This window comes from Micromonospora sp. GCM10011541 (assembly GCF_042650725.1).
Taxonomy (GTDB): Bacteria; Actinomycetota; Actinomycetes; order Mycobacteriales; family Micromonosporaceae; genus Micromonospora; species Micromonospora sicca.
This window is the reverse complement of sequence record NZ_JBHSBP010000049.1, coordinates 88,853-106,816: the sequence shown is the minus strand read 5'-3', so window position 1 is coordinate 106,816 and position 17,964 is coordinate 88,853. Positions and strand designations below refer to the sequence as shown.

General features: G+C 74.2%; 15 protein-coding genes. 10 read left to right on the top strand and 5 right to left on the bottom strand.

Annotated features, from left to right (window positions below; translation table 11 throughout):
* Positions 1 to 13: 13 nt before the first annotated feature.
* Both ACFOYX_RS17600 and ACFOYX_RS17595 read right to left on the bottom strand, forming a co-directional pair.
* A complete protein-coding gene (locus ACFOYX_RS17600; protein WP_322441392.1) occupies positions 14 to 1,186 on the bottom strand; it encodes a CapA family protein in 1,173 nt (390 codons plus the stop codon).
* A gap of 89 nt (positions 1,187 to 1,275) precedes the next feature.
* Positions 1,276 to 1,938, bottom strand: a complete 663-nt coding sequence (locus tag ACFOYX_RS17595) for an adenosylcobinamide amidohydrolase (RefSeq protein ID WP_322441391.1) — start codon at positions 1,936 to 1,938, stop codon at positions 1,276 to 1,278.
* A 219-nt stretch (positions 1,939 to 2,157) separates the two neighbouring features.
* Here ACFOYX_RS17595 and ACFOYX_RS17590 point away from each other — a divergent pair, with 219 nt between their 5' ends.
* The 9 genes from ACFOYX_RS17590 (at position 2,158) to ACFOYX_RS17550 (ending at position 13,199) form a co-directional block, all read left to right on the top strand.
* Positions 2,158 to 2,835 carry a Crp/Fnr family transcriptional regulator gene (locus ACFOYX_RS17590; protein WP_007466162.1) on the top strand — a complete coding sequence of 226 codons (678 nt, stop codon included), beginning with the start codon at positions 2,158 to 2,160 and terminating at the stop codon, positions 2,833 to 2,835.
* 111 nt (positions 2,836 to 2,946) lie between these two features.
* On the top strand, positions 2,947 to 3,690 hold the full coding sequence (locus ACFOYX_RS17585) for a metallophosphoesterase family protein (RefSeq protein WP_322441390.1): 744 nt from the start codon (positions 2,947 to 2,949) through the stop codon (positions 3,688 to 3,690).
* 288 nt (positions 3,691 to 3,978) lie between these two features.
* A complete protein-coding gene (locus tag ACFOYX_RS17580) occupies positions 3,979 to 4,644 on the top strand; it encodes a TetR/AcrR family transcriptional regulator (protein ID WP_236647983.1) in 666 nt (221 codons plus the stop codon).
* A gap of 40 nt (positions 4,645 to 4,684) precedes the next feature.
* The gene (locus ACFOYX_RS17575) at positions 4,685 to 5,530 is read left to right on the top strand and encodes a TIGR03084 family metal-binding protein (protein ID WP_322441389.1); all 846 of its coding nucleotides are present in this window, start codon (positions 4,685 to 4,687) and stop codon (positions 5,528 to 5,530) included.
* Positions 5,527 to 7,233 (top strand): acyclic terpene utilization AtuA family protein, encoded by a 1,707-nt coding sequence (locus ACFOYX_RS17570; RefSeq protein WP_322441388.1) that lies wholly within the window; start codon positions 5,527 to 5,529, stop codon positions 7,231 to 7,233. Before ACFOYX_RS17575 ends, ACFOYX_RS17570 begins: the two co-directional genes overlap by 4 nt.
* Positions 7,230 to 8,423 carry an acyl-CoA dehydrogenase family protein gene (locus ACFOYX_RS17565; RefSeq protein WP_322441387.1) on the top strand — a complete coding sequence of 398 codons (1,194 nt, stop codon included), beginning with the start codon at positions 7,230 to 7,232 and terminating at the stop codon, positions 8,421 to 8,423. Before ACFOYX_RS17570 ends, ACFOYX_RS17565 begins: the two co-directional genes overlap by 4 nt.
* Positions 8,420 to 10,021, top strand: coding sequence for a carboxyl transferase domain-containing protein (locus tag ACFOYX_RS17560; protein ID WP_322441386.1), 1,602 nt, complete (start codon positions 8,420 to 8,422; stop codon positions 10,019 to 10,021). Before ACFOYX_RS17565 ends, ACFOYX_RS17560 begins: the two co-directional genes overlap by 4 nt.
* Positions 10,022 to 10,032: 11 nt before the next feature.
* Positions 10,033 to 12,039: a biotin carboxylase N-terminal domain-containing protein gene (locus ACFOYX_RS17555; RefSeq protein ID WP_322441385.1), complete on the top strand. Its 2,007-nt coding sequence runs from the start codon at positions 10,033 to 10,035 to the stop codon at positions 12,037 to 12,039.
* Positions 12,036 to 13,199: an acyl-CoA dehydrogenase gene (locus ACFOYX_RS17550; protein WP_322441384.1), complete on the top strand. Its 1,164-nt coding sequence runs from the start codon at positions 12,036 to 12,038 to the stop codon at positions 13,197 to 13,199. The genes ACFOYX_RS17555 and ACFOYX_RS17550 overlap by 4 nt, the downstream gene beginning before the upstream one ends.
* Positions 13,200 to 13,368: 169 nt before the next feature.
* Here the strand turns inward: ACFOYX_RS17550 and ACFOYX_RS17545 are convergent, their stop codons facing one another.
* Entirely contained in the window at positions 13,369 to 15,159 is a 1,791-nt protein-coding gene (locus tag ACFOYX_RS17545; RefSeq protein WP_322441383.1) for an alpha/beta hydrolase, read from the bottom strand.
* 243 nt (positions 15,160 to 15,402) lie between these two features.
* On the opposite strand from ACFOYX_RS17545, the gene ACFOYX_RS17540 reads away from it, so the two are divergent.
* Entirely contained in the window at positions 15,403 to 15,786 is a 384-nt protein-coding gene (locus tag ACFOYX_RS17540) for a hypothetical protein (protein ID WP_322441382.1), read from the top strand.
* Here ACFOYX_RS17540 and ACFOYX_RS17535 read toward each other — a convergent pair.
* On the bottom strand, positions 15,773 to 17,299 hold the full coding sequence (locus tag ACFOYX_RS17535; RefSeq protein WP_322441381.1) for a serine/threonine-protein kinase: 1,527 nt from the start codon (positions 17,297 to 17,299) through the stop codon (positions 15,773 to 15,775). The two genes, ACFOYX_RS17540 and ACFOYX_RS17535, sit on opposite strands and share 14 nt — an antisense overlap.
* A 30-nt stretch (positions 17,300 to 17,329) precedes the next feature.
* On the bottom strand, positions 17,330 to 17,854 hold the full coding sequence (locus ACFOYX_RS17530; protein WP_322441380.1) for a hypothetical protein: 525 nt from the start codon (positions 17,852 to 17,854) through the stop codon (positions 17,330 to 17,332).
* Positions 17,855 to 17,964: the final 110 nt, after the last annotated feature.

The following is a 17,964-nucleotide window of genomic DNA, read 5'->3' as shown; positions in this document are numbered from 1 at the left end:
CGCCCGGCCCGGCCTACGGCGCGGTGATCCGGCCGGCCGTGTCGAGCCGCGCCCCGGTCTTCGGGAAATCGGCCCGGCTCATCGCCCGGACCAGCCCGAGACCCTGGTGGCCGGGGTCGATCGCCGGCCGGCCCACGCCGTTCATCGCGGTCGAGGTGAACGTCCCGCCGGCGAAGCTGCCGTCCGGCTTCAGCGACACCTTCAGCACGCCGCCCCAGCCGAGCCGGCCGGAGCTGTTCAGCGACTTGCCGCCGCCCGCGAAGTTGCCCAGGCTGTACGCGATCAGCCGGCCCCGGTAGAACTCCATCCCGCGCAGCACGTGCGGGCCGTGCCCGACGACCAGGTCCGCCCCGGCGTCGACGACCGCGTGCGAGAAGCGGACCGGGTCGCCCCGGTTCTCGCCGAAGAACATCTCCGTGCCCGGCTTCACGTGGCTCCGGTCGGCGCCCTCAGCACCCATGTGCACCTGCACCACCACCAGGTCGGCCATGGTGGCCGCCTTCGCCACCACCCGCTTCGCCGACTCGATGTCGACCAGGCTGTTGGACCAGACGTACGACGAGAAGCCGGCGACCGCGACCTTGACGTCCTGGACCTCGACCACGGTGATCTGGTCGGGCGCGCCGGTGTGCTCGAGGCCGTGCTCCTCCAGCGTCCGCTGGGTGTTCTGGTAGCCCTTAGGGCCGTAGTCGTAGCCGTGGTTGTTGGCCTGGTTGAGCAGCTCGAAGCCGGCGTCGCGGAGGTGCGCCGCGTACTCCGGGGGCGCCCGGAACTGGTAGCAGTTCTGCGGGTTCGGCCCGCACTTGCCCGCGCCGGTGTCCTCGGTGAGCGGCTCCTCCAGGTTCCCCATCACCAGGTCGGCCTTGAGCGCGGCCTTGACCTGGTCGAAGAAGCCCTTGCCGCCGTTGGCGGGCAGCCGGGACGGGGCGTTGCCCATGATGACGTCGCCGGTCGCGGCGAGCGAGATGGCGCTGCCGGCGGCCTCCGCCGGTCCGGGGTCCGCCGACCCGGCCGGGTCGGGCGGGACGGGCGAGCCGGTCGACCCGCCGCCCGCGCCCTGCTGCCAGACCGGCGGGTCGCCGGCGTCGTCGGCGCAGCCGGCGGCGAGGAGCACGACGAGCAGCGCGCCGAGGGCGGCCAGACGGCGGCGACGGCGGCGGAACGCTGAGGGGGCGGCAGCATACATCGCCTGCGACGCTACCGCGCGGCAAACGCTCCGACGAGGGCCGATCGGCCGGAAACCCGGGCCCCCCGGAGCGCCGCCCGCCGGCCGGGTCACCCGGTCCGCCGGTCGGACCAGGGCACGACGGCGCCGGCGCCCCCGGCGAGCACGGCCGCGTGCACCGCCCGGGCCAGCGGGGCTCCCCAGGCGGACCGGGGGCCGCCGTACGGGGCCGGCTCGCCGTCGGCGGGGCAGAGCACGGTGACCGCGTCGGTGGGCGTGCCGGTGGCCGGCAGCCCCAGCTCCCAGATCGCCTGCGCCTTCGCCTCGGTGGCGGTGGCCACGGCGTTGACCAGCGCCGCCTCGCCCAGCCGGGCGGGGACGGACACGATGATGTTGACCGTGCCGACCCGCTGCCCGGGTGCGGCCGGGGCCGGCGCGGCGGCCCAGACCGGGGTGCCGAGCCCGACGGTCGCCCACACCCGCACGCCGCTGTCGGTCCGGGCCACCACCTCGGCCACGTCGACTCCGGTCAGCAGCCCGACACCGGGCCCGGGGAGGCCGAGCCCGTCGGCCAGCTCGGCCAGGTGGGCGGCCGGGTCGTCCCGGTGGTACGACATCGGCACGGTCGCGTTGACCACCCACCGGCGTACCCCGATCCCGCCGCCCAGCGGGGTCGTGCCGACCGCGAGCACCGGCTCGGCGGCCCGCCACACCAGCAGCGGGATATCCCACCCGTCTTCTGGACGGGTGGTCAGGAAGGGCTCGCTCAGCACGGGAACGACCCTACGATCGAGGTCAGGACGGGCGGCGACCACCCGCACCGGACGCGGGATCCTAGTCCTTGATCAGGTCGGGCAGGTTACGTCCAACGATCAAGATTCCAGGGGTGCACCTCTGATTCGCGCTCACGTGCGCCTAGACTGGCGGCGCGCGAGGGGATCAGCGGACGGCGGACCCGGCCGACGGACGGCACGCGCTGGCGGAGGTGACCGATGGACGAGGTACTGGCCCGCAGCGGCATCTTCCAGGGTGTCGACCCGGAGGCTGCCGAGGCGCTCGCCAAGGAGATGGAGACGATCGAGGTCCGCAAGGGCGAGATCGTCTTCAACGAGGGCGAGCCCGGCGACAGTCTCTACATCCTGCTGTCCGGCAAGATCAAGGTCGGCCGCCGCGCGGCGGACGGCCGGCAGAACCTGATCGCGGTGATGGGCCCGTCGGACATGGTCGGCGAGTTGTCGCTCTTCGACCCGGGCCCGCGTACGGCGACGGCCACCGCGGTGACCGACACCCGGCTGGTGCGGCTGCGCAAGCAGGCGCTGCGGCCGTGGCTGAACAACCGGCCGGAGATCGCCGAGCAGCTGCTGCGGGTGCTGGCCCGCAGGCTGCGCCGGACGAACGACTCGCTGGCCGACCTGATCTTCACGGACGTGCCGGGGCGGGTCGCCAAGAACCTGCTCCAGATGGCCGGCCGGTTCGGCACCCGGGACGGCGGCGTGCTGCGGGTGACCCACGACCTGACCCAGGAGGAGATCGCCCAGCTCGTCGGCGCCTCCCGGGAGACCGTCAACAAGGCGCTCGCCGACTTCGCCTCGCGCGGCTGGCTGCGGCTGGACGGCAAGAGCATCATCATCCTCGACCCGGAGCGCCTGGCCCGCCGCGCGCGGGTCTGACCGAGTCGGGACAGCATCGACAGGGACCGCCCTCCGGGGCGGTCCCTGTCGTCGTTCTGCCCGGCGCAGAACCCCCTCGACGTCCGGCGGCCGGACGGGCACGGTGGGCTGATGCTCGAACGTGTCGCCGTCCTCTCCGACATCCACGGCGCGCTGCCGGCGCTCGAGGCCGTACTGGCCGAGCCGGACGTCGCCGCCGCCGACCTGATCGTGCTCACCGGCGACATCGCCGCCGGCCCGCAGCCGGTCGAGGTGCTGGACCTGCTCGCCGCGCTCGGGGAGCGCGCCTGCTGGGTCGGTGGCAACGCCGACCGGGAGCTGGTCGAGGCGCGGTCCGGGCGGTCGTCCCCGCACGACGTCTCGAACTGGGCGGCGGCGCAGCTCCGCGACGACCAGGTCGCCCGGCTGGCCGCGCTGCCGCTGACCGTCACCCGGTCGGTCGCCGGCCTGGGCGAGGTGCTCTTCTGCCACGCGACGCCGCGGGACGACGAGGAGATGGTGCTGGTCGACTCCCGGCTGGAACGCTGGGCGGAGGTCTTCGCCGGGCTGCCCGCCGAGGTCGGCACGGTGGTCTGCGGACACACCCACATGCCGTTCACCCGACTCGTCGACCGGCGCCTGGTGGTCAACCCGGGCAGCGTCGGCATGCCGTACGGCGGGGCGGGCGCCTGGTGGGCGCTGCTCGGCCCCGGGGTGCAGCTCCGCCGGACCGGGTACGACGTGGCCGCGGCCTGCGCCCGGGTGGCGGCCGAATCGACCTACCCGGACGCCGCCGAGTGGGCCGACGAGTACCTCCGCTCCCGGCACAGCGACGCCGACGCACTCGCCGTCTTCGGCCCCGGCGACGGCCGCTGAACCCTGGGCCGTCACGCCTGCCACCCGCCGGGCCTGCCAGCCGGCTCCGCGCCGGCACCGCCGTGCGCGGACCGGTCCGCGCCGACGCCGGTCATGGCTTCTGGACGCTACGAAGCTGATGACGTAGGTGGATCGAGCGCGATTCATCGACGTCATCAGCTTCGTAGTCACCTCTACCCCACCCGGTGGTCGCCACTCGCGGAAGGAGCGGCCGCGACGACGATGCCGGTGGTCGATCCTGAAAAGGTCAGTCTTGACTGTTTGTTTCGTGGGCGGCACGCTGTCCCCGTGCCCGCCGCATCGACCCGCGTCCCGCAACAGGAGCGCAGCCGCGCCACCCAGGCCCGGCTGCTGGAGGCGACGGTCGAGTGCCTGGTCGAGCACGGCTGGTCCGGCACCACGACCACCGTGGTGGCCGCCCGAGCCGGCGTCTCCCGCGGCGCCCAGCTGCACCACTACCCCACCAAGGCCGCCCTGGTCACCGCCGCCGTCGCCCACCTCACCGAACGCCGGGCGGCGGAGCTGCGCACCGAGGCGGACGCCCTGCCCGCGGGCCCGCAGCGGCTGGACCGGGTGATCGACCTGCTCGGCGCGGCCTTCACCGGGCCGCTCTTCGTCGCCGCCCTCGAACTCTGGGTGGCCGCCCGCACCGACGCCGAGCTGCGCGCCGCCCTGGTGCCGCTGGAGGCCCGGGTGGGCCGCGAGATGCACCGGTTGACCGTCGAGCTGCTCGGGGTGGACGAGCGCCGCCCCGGCGTCCGGGAGGCCGTGCAGGCCACCCTCGACCTGCTCCGCGGGCTGGGCGTGGCCAACCTGCTCAGCGACGACTCGCCCCGCCGCACCGCCCTGCTGCACACCTGGAAACGTCAGCTCGCCACCCTGCTCGCCCCGAACCCCGGATCGCCGGACGCGATGCCACCGGCGACCGCAGGCCCGGGACGCGAGGGGCCCTGACCCGAACGCCCTGACCGGCACACCCCCGCCCGGAGGCACCATGGTCGACCTGCCCGCACTGCTCGCGGATCTCGCCGCCGAATCCGACCAGCTCGACGCCCTCGTCGCCGGGCTGCCACCGGAGGGCTGGGCCCGGCCGACACCCGCCCCCGGGTGGACGGTCGCCCACCAGATCGCCCACTTGGCCTGGACCGACCACGTGGCCCGGCTCGCCGCCACCGACGCCGAGGCCTTCTACGCCTCGGTCCTCTCGGCGCCCGACCCGGCCCGGCTGGTCGACGACGGGGCCGAGTCGTTCCTCGCCCCGCCCGCCGAGCTGCTGGCCCGCTGGCGGGACGGCCGGGCGGCGCTCGCGTCGGCCCTCGCCGCCGTGCCGCCCGGGGAGAAAATGCCCTGGTACGGCACCCGGATGTCGCCCGCCTCGATGGTCACCGCCCGGATCATGGAGACCTGGGCGCACGCCGAGGACGTCGCCGACACGCTCGGCGTCACCCGCCCGGCCACCGCCCGCCTGCGCCACATCGCCCACCTCGGCTTCCGTACCCTCGGACACGGCTTCGCCGCCCACGGCCGGCCGGCGCCGACCGCGCCGGTGCGGGTCGAGCTGACCGCACCCCACGGCGACACCTGGACCTTCGGGCCGGCCGACGCCGCCGACCGGGTCACCGGGCCCGCGCTGGACTTCTGCCTGCTGGTCACCCAGCGCCGACACCGCGCCGACCTGTCCCTGGTCGCCACCGGCCCGACCGCCGACGAGTGGCTGGACGTGGCCCAGGCCTTCGCCGGGCCACCCGGAGCCGGCCGCGAGCCGACGACCGCACCGCCCGACGGTGGCCGGGCGGCGGCCGTACCGGACCGGGACGAGCGCGCCGGGGCGACGCCGTGAGCGGCGTGCTACGGATCGGCAACGCCTCCGGCTTCTACGGCGACCGGTTCACCGCCTGGCGGGAGATGCTCGACGGGGGCGAGCTGGACGTGCTGACCGGGGACTACCTGGCCGAGCTGACCATGCTCATCCTCGGCCGGGACCGGCTGCGCGACCCCGACCTCGGGTACGCGAAGACCTTCCTCCGCCAGCTCGAAGACTGCCTCGGCACCGCGCTCGACCGGGGCGTGCGGATCGTGACCAACGCCGGCGGGCTGAACCCGGCCGGCCTGGCCACCGCGATCGGCTCGCTCGCCGACCGGCTCGGCCTCACCGCGCGGATCGGGTACGTCGAGGGCGACGCCCTGCGACGCCCGGACGCGCTCACCGCCAACGCCTACCTCGGCGCGTTCGGCATCGCCGCCTGCCTGGACGCCGGGGCGGACGTGGTGGTCACCGGCCGGGTCACCGACGCCTCCCTCGTCGTCGGGCCGGCGATCGCCCGCTTCGGCTGGGGCCGCGACGACCTCGACGCGCTGGCCGGGGCGACCGTGGCCGGGCACCTGATCGAGTGCGGGGCCCAGGTCACCGGCGGCAACTTCAGCTTCTTCACCGAACTGCCCGACGGCGGCCACCGGCCCGGCTTCCCGATCGCCGAGCTGCACCCGGACGGCTCGTCCGTGCTCACCAAGCATCCCGGCACCGGCGGCGCGGTCACCGTGGAGACCGTCACCGCCCAACTGCTGTACGAGGTGGGCGGCCCGGCGTACCTGGGGCCGGACGTGGTGACCCGGCTGGACACGGTCACCCTGACCGCCGACGAGCCCGACCGGGTACGCGTCTCCGGCGTCCGGGGCACCCCGCCGCCGGACACCCTCAAGGTGGGCGTCAACAACCTGGGCGGCTTCCGCAACTCGATGACCTTCGTGCTCTGTGGGCTGGACATCCCGGCCAAGGCGGCCCTGGTCCGGGGGCAGCTCGAGGAGGCGGTCGGCAAGGAAGGGCTGGAGTTCACGCTGGCCCGCACCGACCACCCGGACGCCACCGACACCGAGGCGGCGAGCGCGCTGCTGCACGTACACCTGCGCGACGGCGACCAGGCACGGGCCGGGCGGACCTTTTCGGCGGCCGCGGTGGAACTGGCGCTGGCCTCCTACCCGGGCTGCACGCTGACCACCCTGCCGGGCGACGCCACCCCCTACGGCGTCTTCACCGCGGACCTCGTGCCGCAGGACGCGGTCGCCCACGTCGCCGTGCTGCCCGGCGGCGAACGCGTGCCGATCGCCCCGCCGATCCGGACGGCCGCGACGCCGGCGGACACCGGGTCCGCCGACGCGGCCGCGCCCGAGGCGGCCGCCGGACACGCGACCCGGCGCGGGCCGCTCGGCGAGCTGGTCGGGGCGCGGTCCGGGGACAAGGGCGGCGACGCGAACCTGGGGGTCTGGGCGCGCACCGACGAGACCTGGGCCTGGCTGCGCGGCTGGCTCACCGTCGAGCGGCTGGCGGAGCTGCTGCCGGAGACCGCCGCGCTGACCGTCGAGCGGTACGAGCTGCCGAACCTGCGCGCGGTCAACTTCGTGGTCCGAGGGCTGCTCGGGCAGGGGGTGGCCGCCTCCACCCGGTTCGACCCGCAGGCCAAGGCGCTCGGCGAACTGCTCCGCTCCCGCGTGGTCGATCTGCCCACGGAACTGCCCGCCATCATCACCAGGAGGGCACAGCCGTGACCATCGTGGACACCCCCGAGCGGCGGCAGCTCCGCGAACTGACCCGGGCCTTCGTGACCCGGGAGGTGCTGCCGCACCTGGCCGACTGGGAGCGGGCCGGCGAGGTGCCCCGGTCGCTGCACGAGACGGCGGCGAAGATCGGACTGCTCGGCGTCGGCTTCCCGGAATCGGTTGGTGGCAGCGGCGGCGACCTGCTCGACTCGATCATCGTCACGGAGGAGATCATCCGCTCTGGCGGCTCGTCCGGTCTGGTGGCGGCGCTCTTCACCCACGGCATCGCGCTGCCGCACATGGTGGCCGCGGCCGGCGCCCGCCTCGGCCCCTCGCTCGGCGCCTCGCTCGGCGGGGCGCGGACGACGAACGACGACCTGATCGACCGGTACGTCCGCCCCACCCTGGCCGGGACGATGATCGGCGCGCTGGCGATCACCGAGCCGGACGGCGGCTCGGACGTCGCCGCGATCCGCACCACCGCCCGCCGGGACGGCGACCACTACGTGGTGAACGGGTCGAAGACCTACATCACCAGCGGGGTCCGGGCCGACTTCGTGACCACGGCGGTCTGCACCGACTTCCCGGGCAGCGGCGAGCTCAGCCTGCTGGTGATCGACAAGGGCCTGCCCGGCTTCACCGTGGGACGCCGGCTGGAGAAGCTGGGCTGGCACTGTTCGGACACTGCCGAGCTCTCCTTCGTCGACGTACGGGTGCCGGCGGCGAACCGGATCGGCGCGGAGAACACCGGCTTCCTCGCGATCATGCAGCACTTCGCCAGCGAGCGGCTCTCCCTCGCCACGCAGGCGTACGCGACCGCGCAGCGCTGCGTGGAGCTCGCGGCCCGGTGGTGCCGGGACCGGTCCACGTTCGGCCGGCCGCTGGCCAGCCGGCAGCTGATCCGGCACCGGTTGGCCGAGATGCACACCCGCGCCGAGGCGGCCCGGGCGTACGTGCACGAGGTGGCCGCCCGGGTCGCGGCCGGCGAGCCGGTGGTGACCGAGGTGGCGATGGCGAAGAACGTCGCGGTGGCCGCCTGCGACCACGTGGTCGACGCGGCGCTGCAACTGCACGGCGGCTTCGGCTACCTGCGCGACGCCGAGGTGGAACGGCACTACCGGGACGCCCGCATCCTCGGCATCGGCGGCGGCACCACCGAGATCATGAACGAGATCATCGCGAAGGGCATGGGCCTGTGACCACACTGGACAGCGCACTGGACCCGTCCTCGCCGGCCTTCGCGGCCAACCGCGAGGCCCTGCTGGAGCGCCTCGCCGAGCTGGACGCCGCGCTCGACCAGGCCCGCGCGGGTGGCGGCGAGAAGTACGTGACCCGGCACCACAAGCGGGGCAAGCTGCTCCCCCGGGAACGGATCGAGTTGCTCCTCGACCCGGACGGCCCGTTCCTGGAGCTGTCCCCGGTGGCCGCGTACGGCACCGATTTCCCGGTCGGGGCCAGCGTGGTCACCGGCATCGGCGTGATCGAGGGCGTGGAGTGCCTGATCGTCGCCAACGACCCGACGGTACGCGGCGGCGCGGTCAACCCGTGGTCGCTCGCGAAGACCCGGCGGGCCGGCGAGATCGCCCTGGCCAACCGGCTGCCGATGGTCAACCTGGTCGAGTCCGCCGGGGCGGACCTGCCCACCCAGGCGGAGATCTTCATCCCCGGCGGCCGGGTGTTCCGCGACCTGACCCGGCTCTCCGCGGCGAAGATCCCCACGGTCAGCGTGGTCTTCGGCAACGCCACCGCCGGCGGCGCGTACGTGCCGGGGATGTCCGACTTCACCATCATGATCCGGGACCGCTCGCAGGTCTACCTGGCCGGGCCGCCGCTGGTGAAGATGGCCACCGGCGAGGTCACCGACGACGAGTCGCTGGGCGGGGCGGCCATGCACGCCACGAAGTCCGGCCTGGCCGACTTCCTCGCCTCCGACGAGCGGGACGGCATCCGGCTGGCCCGGCAGTGCGTACGCCGGCTCAACTGGCGCAAGCAGGGCCCGCCGCCGCGCAACCCGTTCCCCCAGCCGCCCAAGTACGACCCGGAGGAGCTGCTCGGCATCGCCAGCGCCGACCTGAAGGTGCCGTTCGACCCGCGCGAGGTCCTCGCCCGGGTGCTGGACGGCAGCGAGTTCGACGAGTTCAAGCCCGGCTACGGCACCGCGCTGGTCACCGGCTGGGGCGAGCTGCACGGCTGGCCGGTCGGCGTGCTGGCGAACGCCCGGGGTGTGCTGTTCAGCGAGGAGGCGCAGAAGGCCACCCAGTTCATCCAGCTCGCCAACGCCGCCGACACCCCGCTGGTCTTCCTGCAGAACACCACCGGCTACATGGTCGGCACCGAGTACGAGCAGCGCGGCATCATCAAGCACGGCGCCCTGATGATCAACGCGGTGTCGAACTCGGCCGTGCCGCACCTGACGGTCAACCTGGGCGCCTCGTACGGCGCCGGCAACTACGGCATGTGCGGCCGGGCGTACGAGCCGAGGTTCCTGTTCACCTGGCCGAACGCCAGGTCGGCGGTGATGGGCCCGGCTCAGCTCGCCGGGGTGCTGTCGATCGTCGCCCGGCAGGCCGCCGCCGCTCGGGGGCGCGACTACGACGAGGACTCCGACGCCGCCATGCGGATGATGGTCGAGCAGCAGATCGAGTCCCAGTCCGGGGCGCTCTTCCTCTCCGGCCGGCTCTACGACGACGGGGTGATCGACCCCCGGGACACCCGTACCGTCCTCGGGCTCTGCCTGTCGGCGATCCACAACGGACCGGTGAAGGGCGCCGACGGCTTCGGCGTCTTCCGGATGTGAGGGGGCGACTCATGATCAACCGACTGCTGGTGGCCAATCGCGGGGAAATCGCCCGCCGAGTCTTCGCCACCTGCCGGGCACTCGGCGTGGACACGGTCGCCGTGCACTCCGACGCGGACGCCGACGCGCCCTTCGTGGCCGAGGCCGACCTGGCCGTCCGGCTGCCCGGGAACACGCCGGCCGAGACGTACTTGCGGATCGACCTCATCCTGGACGCGGCCCGGCGGGCCGGCGCGGACGCGGTCCACCCGGGCTACGGCTTCCTGGCCGAGAACGCCGACTTCGCCGCGGCCGTCACCGACGCGGGGCTGACCTGGGTCGGCCCGCCGGCCAAGGCGATCGCCGCGATGGGCGACAAGATGGCGGCCAAGGCGCTGCTCGCCGATGCGGGCGTGCCGATGCTGCCGACCTGGACCGACGCCGACCAGGTGACCGACTTCCCGGTGCTGGTCAAGGCCGCCGCGGGCGGTGGCGGCCGGGGCATGCGGGTGGTCCGCGACGCCGCCGGGCTCGCCGAGGCCGTCGCGGGCGCGCGCCGCGAGGCGGCCGCGGCGTTCGGCGACGGCACGGTCTTCATCGAGCGGTACGTCGAGCGCGGCCGGCACGTCGAGGTGCAGATCTTCGGCGACACGCACGGCACCGTGGTGGCCCTCGGGGTGCGCGACTGCTCGATTCAGCGCCGCCACCAGAAGATCGTCGAGGAGGCGCCGGGGGTCCTGTCCCCGCAGGTGCGCGAGCGGCTGCACGAGGCGGCGGTGGCCGCCGGCCGGGCGGTCGACTACGTCGGCGCGGGGACCGTCGAGTTCCTGCTCGCGCCCGACGGGGAGGTCCACTTCCTGGAGATGAACACCCGCCTCCAGGTGGAGCACCCGGTCACCGAGCTGACCACCGGACTGGATCTCGTCCGGCTGCAACTGCTCGTCGCCGAGGGCGAGCCGCTGCCGGAGCGGGCCCGTGACGCGCACTGGATGCGCGGCTACGCCTTAGAGGTGCGGCTCTGCGCCGAGGACCCGGCCCAGGGCTTCCGCCCGGCCACCGGCACCCTGCGGCGGTTCGCCGTCCCTGGCGTGGACCGCGAGTTCGGCAACCTCCAGCGGGCGGGCCTGCGACTCGACTCCGGCGTGGTCGACGGCTCGACGGTCACCGTTCACTACGACTCGATGCTCGCCAAGCTGATCGCCTGGGCGCCCACCCGGGCCGAGGCGGTCCGCGCCCTCGCCGGCGCGCTGGCCCGGGCCGAGCTGCACGGCGTCGCCACCAACCGGGACCTGCTGGTCCGGGTCCTGCGCAGCCCCGAGTTCGGCGCCGCGGACGTCGACACCGGCTTCCTGGACCGGCATCCCGAGGTCTTCGCCCCGCTGCTCCCCGCCGACCAGCTCCCCCTGGTCACCCTCGCCGCCGCGCTGGCGGGCGCCGCCGGGCGTCGGGCGTCCGCGCCCGTGTTGGGCGGGCTGCCGTCGGGCTGGCGCAACGTGCCGGCGTTTCCGCAGGTCACCCGATTCAGCGGAGTGGACGGCGGCGAGATCGAGGTCCGGTACCAGCTGGACCGCAGCGGGGCACTCGCCGAGTGGTCCGTGTCCCTGGCCGGTGGAGGCACCACTTCCGACGCGGCGCCGGCCGTGACCGTGGTCGAGGCCGCTCCCGACCGCGTCGTGCTCGACGTCGACGGGACGCGGCGGGCGTTCCGCGTACACCGGGTGGGGTCGGAGGTCTTCGTGGACGGCCCGGCGGGGGCGGCGAGCCTCACCGAGCGGCCGCGCTTCCCCCTGCCCACCGCGGAGCTGGCCGCCGGGTCCCTGCTCGCGCCGCTGCCCGGCGCGGTGACCCGGGTGCACGTCGAGGTCGGGCAGCGGGTCGCCGCCGGCGAGCTGCTGCTGACCTTGGAAGCGATGAAGCTGGAACACCCCGTGCTCGCCCCGACCGACGGCGTGGTCGCCGAGCTGCCGGTCCCGGCGGGCGGCCAGGTCGACACCGGCGCCGTGCTGGCCGTGGTCAACCCCGAGGAGGATCCGCGATGAACTTCGACCTCACCCCCGAGCAGGACCAGCTCCGCGACGCGGTCCGGGCGCTGGGCCGCAGGTACGGCCACGGCTACTTCGTCGAGAAGGCCAAAGCCGGCGAGCACACCACCGAGCTGTGGCACGAGGCCGGCCGGCTCGGCTACCTCGGCGTGAACATCCCCACCGAGTACGGCGGTGGGGGCGGCGGCATCACCGAGCTGGCCGTCGTCTGCGAGGAGCTGGCGGCGGCCGGCTGCCCGCTGTTGCTGCTCGTGGTCTCCCCCGCGATCGCCGCCACCGTGATCAACAAGCATGGCACCGACGAGCAGCGCAAGCGCCACCTGCCCGGGCTGGCAGACGGCTCACAGAAGATCGTCTTCGCGATCACCGAACCCGAGGCGGGGTCGAACTTCCACCGGCTCGGCACGGTGGCCCGCCGCGACGGCGACGACTGGCTGCTCTCCGGCCGCAAGTGCTACATCTCCGGGGTGGACGAGGCGGGCCACGTCCTGGTTGTCGCCCGCACCGAAGACGCGGCCACCGGCAAGCTGAAGCCGGCGCTGTTCATCGTGCCGACCGACGCCCCGGGCCTCACCCGGTCCAAGCTGGACATGGAGATCCTGTCGCCGGAGAACCAGTTCCTGCTCTACCTGGACGACGTGCGGGTGCCCGCCGACGCGCTGGTCGGCGAGTCGCTCGACGCCGGTCTGCCGGCGCTCTTCGCCGGCCTCAACCCGGAGCGGATCACGGTCGCCGCGATGGGCGCCGGCACCGGAAGGTACGCCATCGAGCGCGCATCGGAGTACACCGCCACCCGGAAGGTCTGGGGCGGCCGCAGCATCGGCTCCCACCAGGCCGTCGCGCACCCGCTGGCGCACGCGGCGGTGCAGGTGGAGCTGGCCCGCCTCATGATCCACAAGGCGGCCACGCTCTACGACGCCGGCCGGGACCTGGAGGCCGGCATCTCCGGCAACATGGCCAAGTACGCGGCCGGGGAGGCCGCCGCGCTCGCCGTGGACACCGCCGTGCAGGCCCTCGGCGGGGCCGGGATGACCACCGAGTACGGGGTCGCCACCCTGCTCGGCGCGGTCCGCGCCGGCCGGATCGCCCCGGTCAGCCGGGAGATGATCCTCAACTTCGTCGCCCAGCACGTGCTCGGCCAGGACAAGTCGTACTGACCGATCCAGCACCCGTCTCCCACCGCTCGGTTCAGTCCGATGTGGAGGTGTCCGGCCCACCGGACGCGAGTCGAGGGGAACTCGTCGCTGGGCGCGCAGCGTGTCCAGCCCGTGCCGACAGCCCGGGGTACGGCGGGCGCCCGATCGCCCGCCGTACCCCGGGGTCCCGTCAGCGGACGGTCAGCGCGCCGACCACCGGCAGCGGCGCCACCACCGGCGGGAGCCGCTTGGGCTCGCCCCGGCCCGGCTCGCCCTGGCGGGCGAGGCTGCTCTTCGACGCCTCCGCCCGGGCCGCCTCCGGCGCCTCCACGAACGGCTGGGCGTCACCGGTGCAGAGCGTGCCCTTGGCCGGCAGCGCCACCGTCAGCAGGTACGCGTCGACCGCCCCGGTCACGCAGGCCGACGTGCCGTACGCGGTGTGCCCCCAGCTGTCGCTGGTGAGCAGCCGGCTGTTCGGCAGCAGCGCGGCCGAGCCGACCGCCCCCTGGTAGTTGGTCGCCGGGTCCCAGTAGTTGCCGACCACCAGCACCGGGGCGCTGGTCCGCTTGTTGAACGGCCCGGTGTAGGCGTCCTCGTCCCGCACCGTCCAGGTGTTGCGGGCGCAGGGCGCGGTGCCCCAGGCCCAGGCCCGACCGAAGTACGGCGCCCGCTTGTCCTCCTTGGCGGACAGCGCCGACCAGGCCGCCGCGTCCTTCGGGTGGTACGCGTCGGTGCAGTCGACGGTCAGGAAGGTCTCCAGGCCGTTGTCGTACGGAAAGTCGTAGCCGCGCTGCTGGCGGGCCGTCACGGCGCGCTGTGCGACGGCGGTGCGGGCCTGCGCCCGGGTGGCCGTGGCGGCGGCCGGGTCGGTCAGCACCAGCAGCTGCTCGGTGAGGCTGACGACGTCCTGCCAGCCGTACGGCGAGTAGAGCGCGCCGAGGGTGGCGCCGACGAAGTCGGCGTAGCTGACGGTGAACCGGCCCAGGTCCGGGTCGTCGACCACCAGGGTCTTCTTGCGCAGCCGCTGCGCCACCAGCTGGTACGAGGCGACCGGGTCACCGGACGCCAACGAGCACCTGTCCTCGCCGGCCTTCGCGCAGCGCACCAGGATCTCGTGCAGCGCGTGGTAGGCGCCGTCGGCGCTGCGCAGCCGGGTCTCCTGGAGCAGGTTGCGGGCCTTGCCCTGGCCGATCCAGGCGTTCGGGTTGAGCACGCCATCGACCACCAGGGCGCGGACCCGGTCCGGGAACATGTTGGCGTAGTACTGGCCGAGCGCGGTGCCGTAGCTGAAGCCCAGGTAGGTGAGCTTCTTGTCGCCGACCGCCCGGCGCAGCACGTCCATGTCCCGGGCGACCTCGGCGGTGGAGGCCGCCCCGCTCAGTGGCCGGCCGCTGGTCGAGCAGGCCTTCCCGACCGCCTTCGACGACGCGACGTACGCCTTCTCCTCGGCCTTCGTCCACGGGAAGGCGACGTTCAGCCCGGCGTACGCCCTGGTCTGGTCCTTGACCGACCGGAAGCATTTGACGTTCTCGCTGGCGGCGACGCCGCGCGGGTCGACGCCGACGACGTCGAACCGGTCGAGCAGGTCGTCGGCGAGGAAGTACGGCGCGGCGAGCGCGATGTCGGTGCCGGAGCCACCCGGGCCGCCCGGGTTGAGGAAGAGGCTGCCGATCCTGTGCTGCTGGTCGCGGGCCTTCACCCGGAGCACCGCCACCTCGGTGGTGGCGCCCTTCGGCTGGTCGTAGTCCAGCGGTAGCCGGACCGTGGCGCACTCCGCGTACCCGTAGCAGGCGTACCAGTCGAGCTTGGGGGTCGGCACGCTGTCGACCCGGCGGGCCTCGACGGGGCTGGTCCGGTCCGATGTGGACGGCTGGGGTGTGAGCCTCGGAGCCGGCGCCGCGATGGCGGGTGCGACCGCCGATCCGGCGAGCACGATACCGGCGATCCCTGTTGCGGCAAGGGACCGGATTGCACGTGGCATGTGGCTGCCTTCCGGTGGGGAACGGGGTCAGTCGAGCAGAACTCGACCTTCGTCACTCTAGGGATCAGCGGCAACGAATGTCGCCCCTCAAACGCCCATGGAACCGACAAATTGCCGATTGATGTAACGGAATTTTCATGATCGGCGCTATTATTGCTCCCGTGTAACGCCGGACGGTCCACCGCCGACCGCGCGGCCCGGCCCCGCGGTTGACAGCCGAGTGACCTGCGCCATGCTTGTCGGGTGAGGTTGTTCCCCAAGCCCGAGGCGCGCTTCCGGGCTGCCGCCGCGACGCTGGCCGCGGTCGCCCTGCTGGTGACGATGCTGATCTGGCGCCCGGAGGGCATCCCGGCCGTGGTGCTGTCGCTGCTTCTCGTGCTGCTCGCGATGACGGCGGGCGTGGCCGTGACCGCGGCGCGGGAGAGCCGCGACGCCAGGCCGGCGGCCTCCCACCAGCCGCCCGGCCAGCCGCTCCCCGCCGGTTACGGGGTTGATGCCGACACACTGGAGGCGCTGGACCCGCGCGCGGTGCGCGACCTCCGGGGACTGGACGCGGACACACTGGAGGCGCTGGACCCGCGCGCCGTGCGGGACAGCCGGTCGGTGAACGGGGTCAGCGACCGGTGAGCGTGGGCGCGGCCAACGCGTCCACGCCGCGTCCGGCCAGGCAGCGGTAGGTGCGGTCGCCGTCGGACCCGGCCGGTGGCAGCACCTCCAGGTTCCAGCCGGCCTGGTACCGGATCCCGCTGGTGAGCCGGAACGTGCGGGCGTTGCAGACGCCGCGGATGAGGGGGTCGGCGCTGATCGCCGCGTGCCCGGCCCCGACCAGCGCGTCCGGCAGTTCCCCTTCGGCGTAGGTCTCCCAGGTGTGCCGGCCGTCGCAGGGGACCCGGGCCGCCTCCGCCCGGGCGGCGCGCAGCCGGACCGGCCCGAAACACTCCAACTCGGACGGGCAGCGGGCACCCGCCGGCAGGTTCACGCCGGACGAGCCGACCCGGCAGCCCGGCAGCACGTCCGCTCCGCCGCCCGACACGCTCACCCCGGTGGCGACGGGCATCGGCGACAACGCGGCCGGCGCGCCCCCGGCGAGCCACGCGCCGGCGCTCGCGGAGGCGCCCAGCGCGAGGACGCCGGCGCCGCCGAGGAACCACCGCCGGCGCCACCGTCGCCCCGGCGTCGGCACCGTCGGGTGCGCGTCCTCCGTCGGCGGGCGCTGGGCGGGCTGCCCCGTCCGGCCGACGGTGTACGGACCGCCGTCGCCGCCGCTGACCGGGATGCCGGAGACCGGGGCACCGGAGACCGGCGCGGCGCCCGGATCGAGCGGAAGCGCGGCCAGCAGCCCGCGCAGCTCGACGGCGGACGGGCGCGAGCCCGGGTCGTTGTCCATCCCGGCCCGCAGTACGTCGAGCAGTTCCTCGGGCACGCCGGGCAGCCCGGGGATCGGCTGGTGGAACATCTCCAGCACGGTCACCAGGCTTGGATTGCGCTCGGACTGCCAGCGCGGCGGCCGGCCGTGCATCACCGCGTACAGGGTCGCGCAGAGCGCGTACACGTCGACCGCCGGCGAGGGTGGGCTGTGGCTGAACATCTCCGGCGGCGCGTACGCCGGGGTGAGCACCTCCAGGGTGACCGAGGCGTCCCGCACCTCGGCCAGCACCGCCAGCCCGAAGTCGGCCAGCACCGCCGGGTTGAAGTGCGAATAGAGGATGTTGGCGGGCTTGACGTCCCGGTGCAGCACCCCGGCCGCGTGCGAGTGGGCGAGCGCGTCGGCGATCTTGACGCCGAGGTCCCGGGCCTCCACCGGTCCCAGCGGCGAGTTCCGCATCCGCTCCGCGTACGACCCGTCGCAGAGCTCCATGATCAGGTACGGGTGCTGGTCGACGGTGACCCCGACGTCGAAGAGGTCCACCACGTGCGGGTGCGACGACATCTTCCCCGCGGCCCGCGCCTCGCGCAGGAAGCGCGCCTGGTCCCGCTCGCTGTCCAGGGTGCGGTTCTCCACCTTGACCGCGACCTCGCGCCCCACCGAGATCTGGGTGGCCCGGTAGACGGTGGCGTAGCCGCCCCGGGCGAAGACCTCAAGATCGGTCAGACCGGGCACGATGGGCAGCCGGCGGGCGCCGGGCGGGGTGTCGGTCACGGCTCGAAAATACCTGTCTCCACCGTCGGCTCAGTGGACCGGACCAGCCGCCGGCGCGCTACCTGCGGCGTCGTCCGCCGGCGCGGACCCGGCCGGGGCGTCGCCGTCGGCCGCGCCGGCCGGCTCAACCGGATCGATGCCGCCCACCGTCGGCGCGGCGCGGCGGGCGTCCCACCACAGGCCCACCGCGGTTGCGACCGCGCCCAGCCCCTCCCAGGCGGCCACCCCGAAGAACCGGCCCGGGGCGACGTCGGAGAGCACCGCGATGCTGAAGACGGTGAACGTGACCAGCCGGAAGACCACCGTGAAGCGGTAGAAGGGCCGCCACTCGGTCGCCGTGGCGAGCAGGTAGTAGACGCCCATGTTGAACGAGGCCATCGAGGACGCGGTGAGGAACGTCCCGGTGTAGTCGCCGGGCGCGCGGGTGTCGGGCACCTCGAAGCCGAGCAGCCGCAGCTGCGCCTCCGGCCAGATCAGCCCGACCGCACCCAGCAGCAACGCGAGGACGCCGAAGACGGCCATCGTCCAGCCGGCGCCGGAGCGCGGCAGCCTCATCTGTCCTCCCCAACCCGCGACCGCCACCGTGGACGGCCCCCTCGATCAGACACACGCTAGCCGCCACCCCCGACGCCCACATCCCCGGAACCGCCAATCCTGCGGCCGGC

Coding starts and splice junctions, on each gene's coding strand:
- ACFOYX_RS17590 (WP_007466162.1), top strand. CDS start 2,158: ATGGACGAGGTACTGGCCCGCAGCGGCATCTTCCAGGGTGTCGACCCG.
- ACFOYX_RS17530 (WP_322441380.1), bottom strand. CDS start 17,854: ATGAGGCTGCCGCGCTCCGGCGCCGGCTGGACGATGGCCGTCTTCGGC.
- ACFOYX_RS17585 (WP_322441390.1), top strand. CDS start 2,947: ATGCTCGAACGTGTCGCCGTCCTCTCCGACATCCACGGCGCGCTGCCG.
- ACFOYX_RS17550 (WP_322441384.1), top strand. CDS start 12,036: ATGAACTTCGACCTCACCCCCGAGCAGGACCAGCTCCGCGACGCGGTC.
- ACFOYX_RS17600 (WP_322441392.1), bottom strand. CDS start 1,186: ATGTATGCTGCCGCCCCCTCAGCGTTCCGCCGCCGTCGCCGCCGTCTG.
- ACFOYX_RS17545 (WP_322441383.1), bottom strand. CDS start 15,159: ATGCCACGTGCAATCCGGTCCCTTGCCGCAACAGGGATCGCCGGTATC.
- ACFOYX_RS17555 (WP_322441385.1), top strand. CDS start 10,033: ATGATCAACCGACTGCTGGTGGCCAATCGCGGGGAAATCGCCCGCCGA.
- ACFOYX_RS17575 (WP_322441389.1), top strand. CDS start 4,685: ATGGTCGACCTGCCCGCACTGCTCGCGGATCTCGCCGCCGAATCCGAC.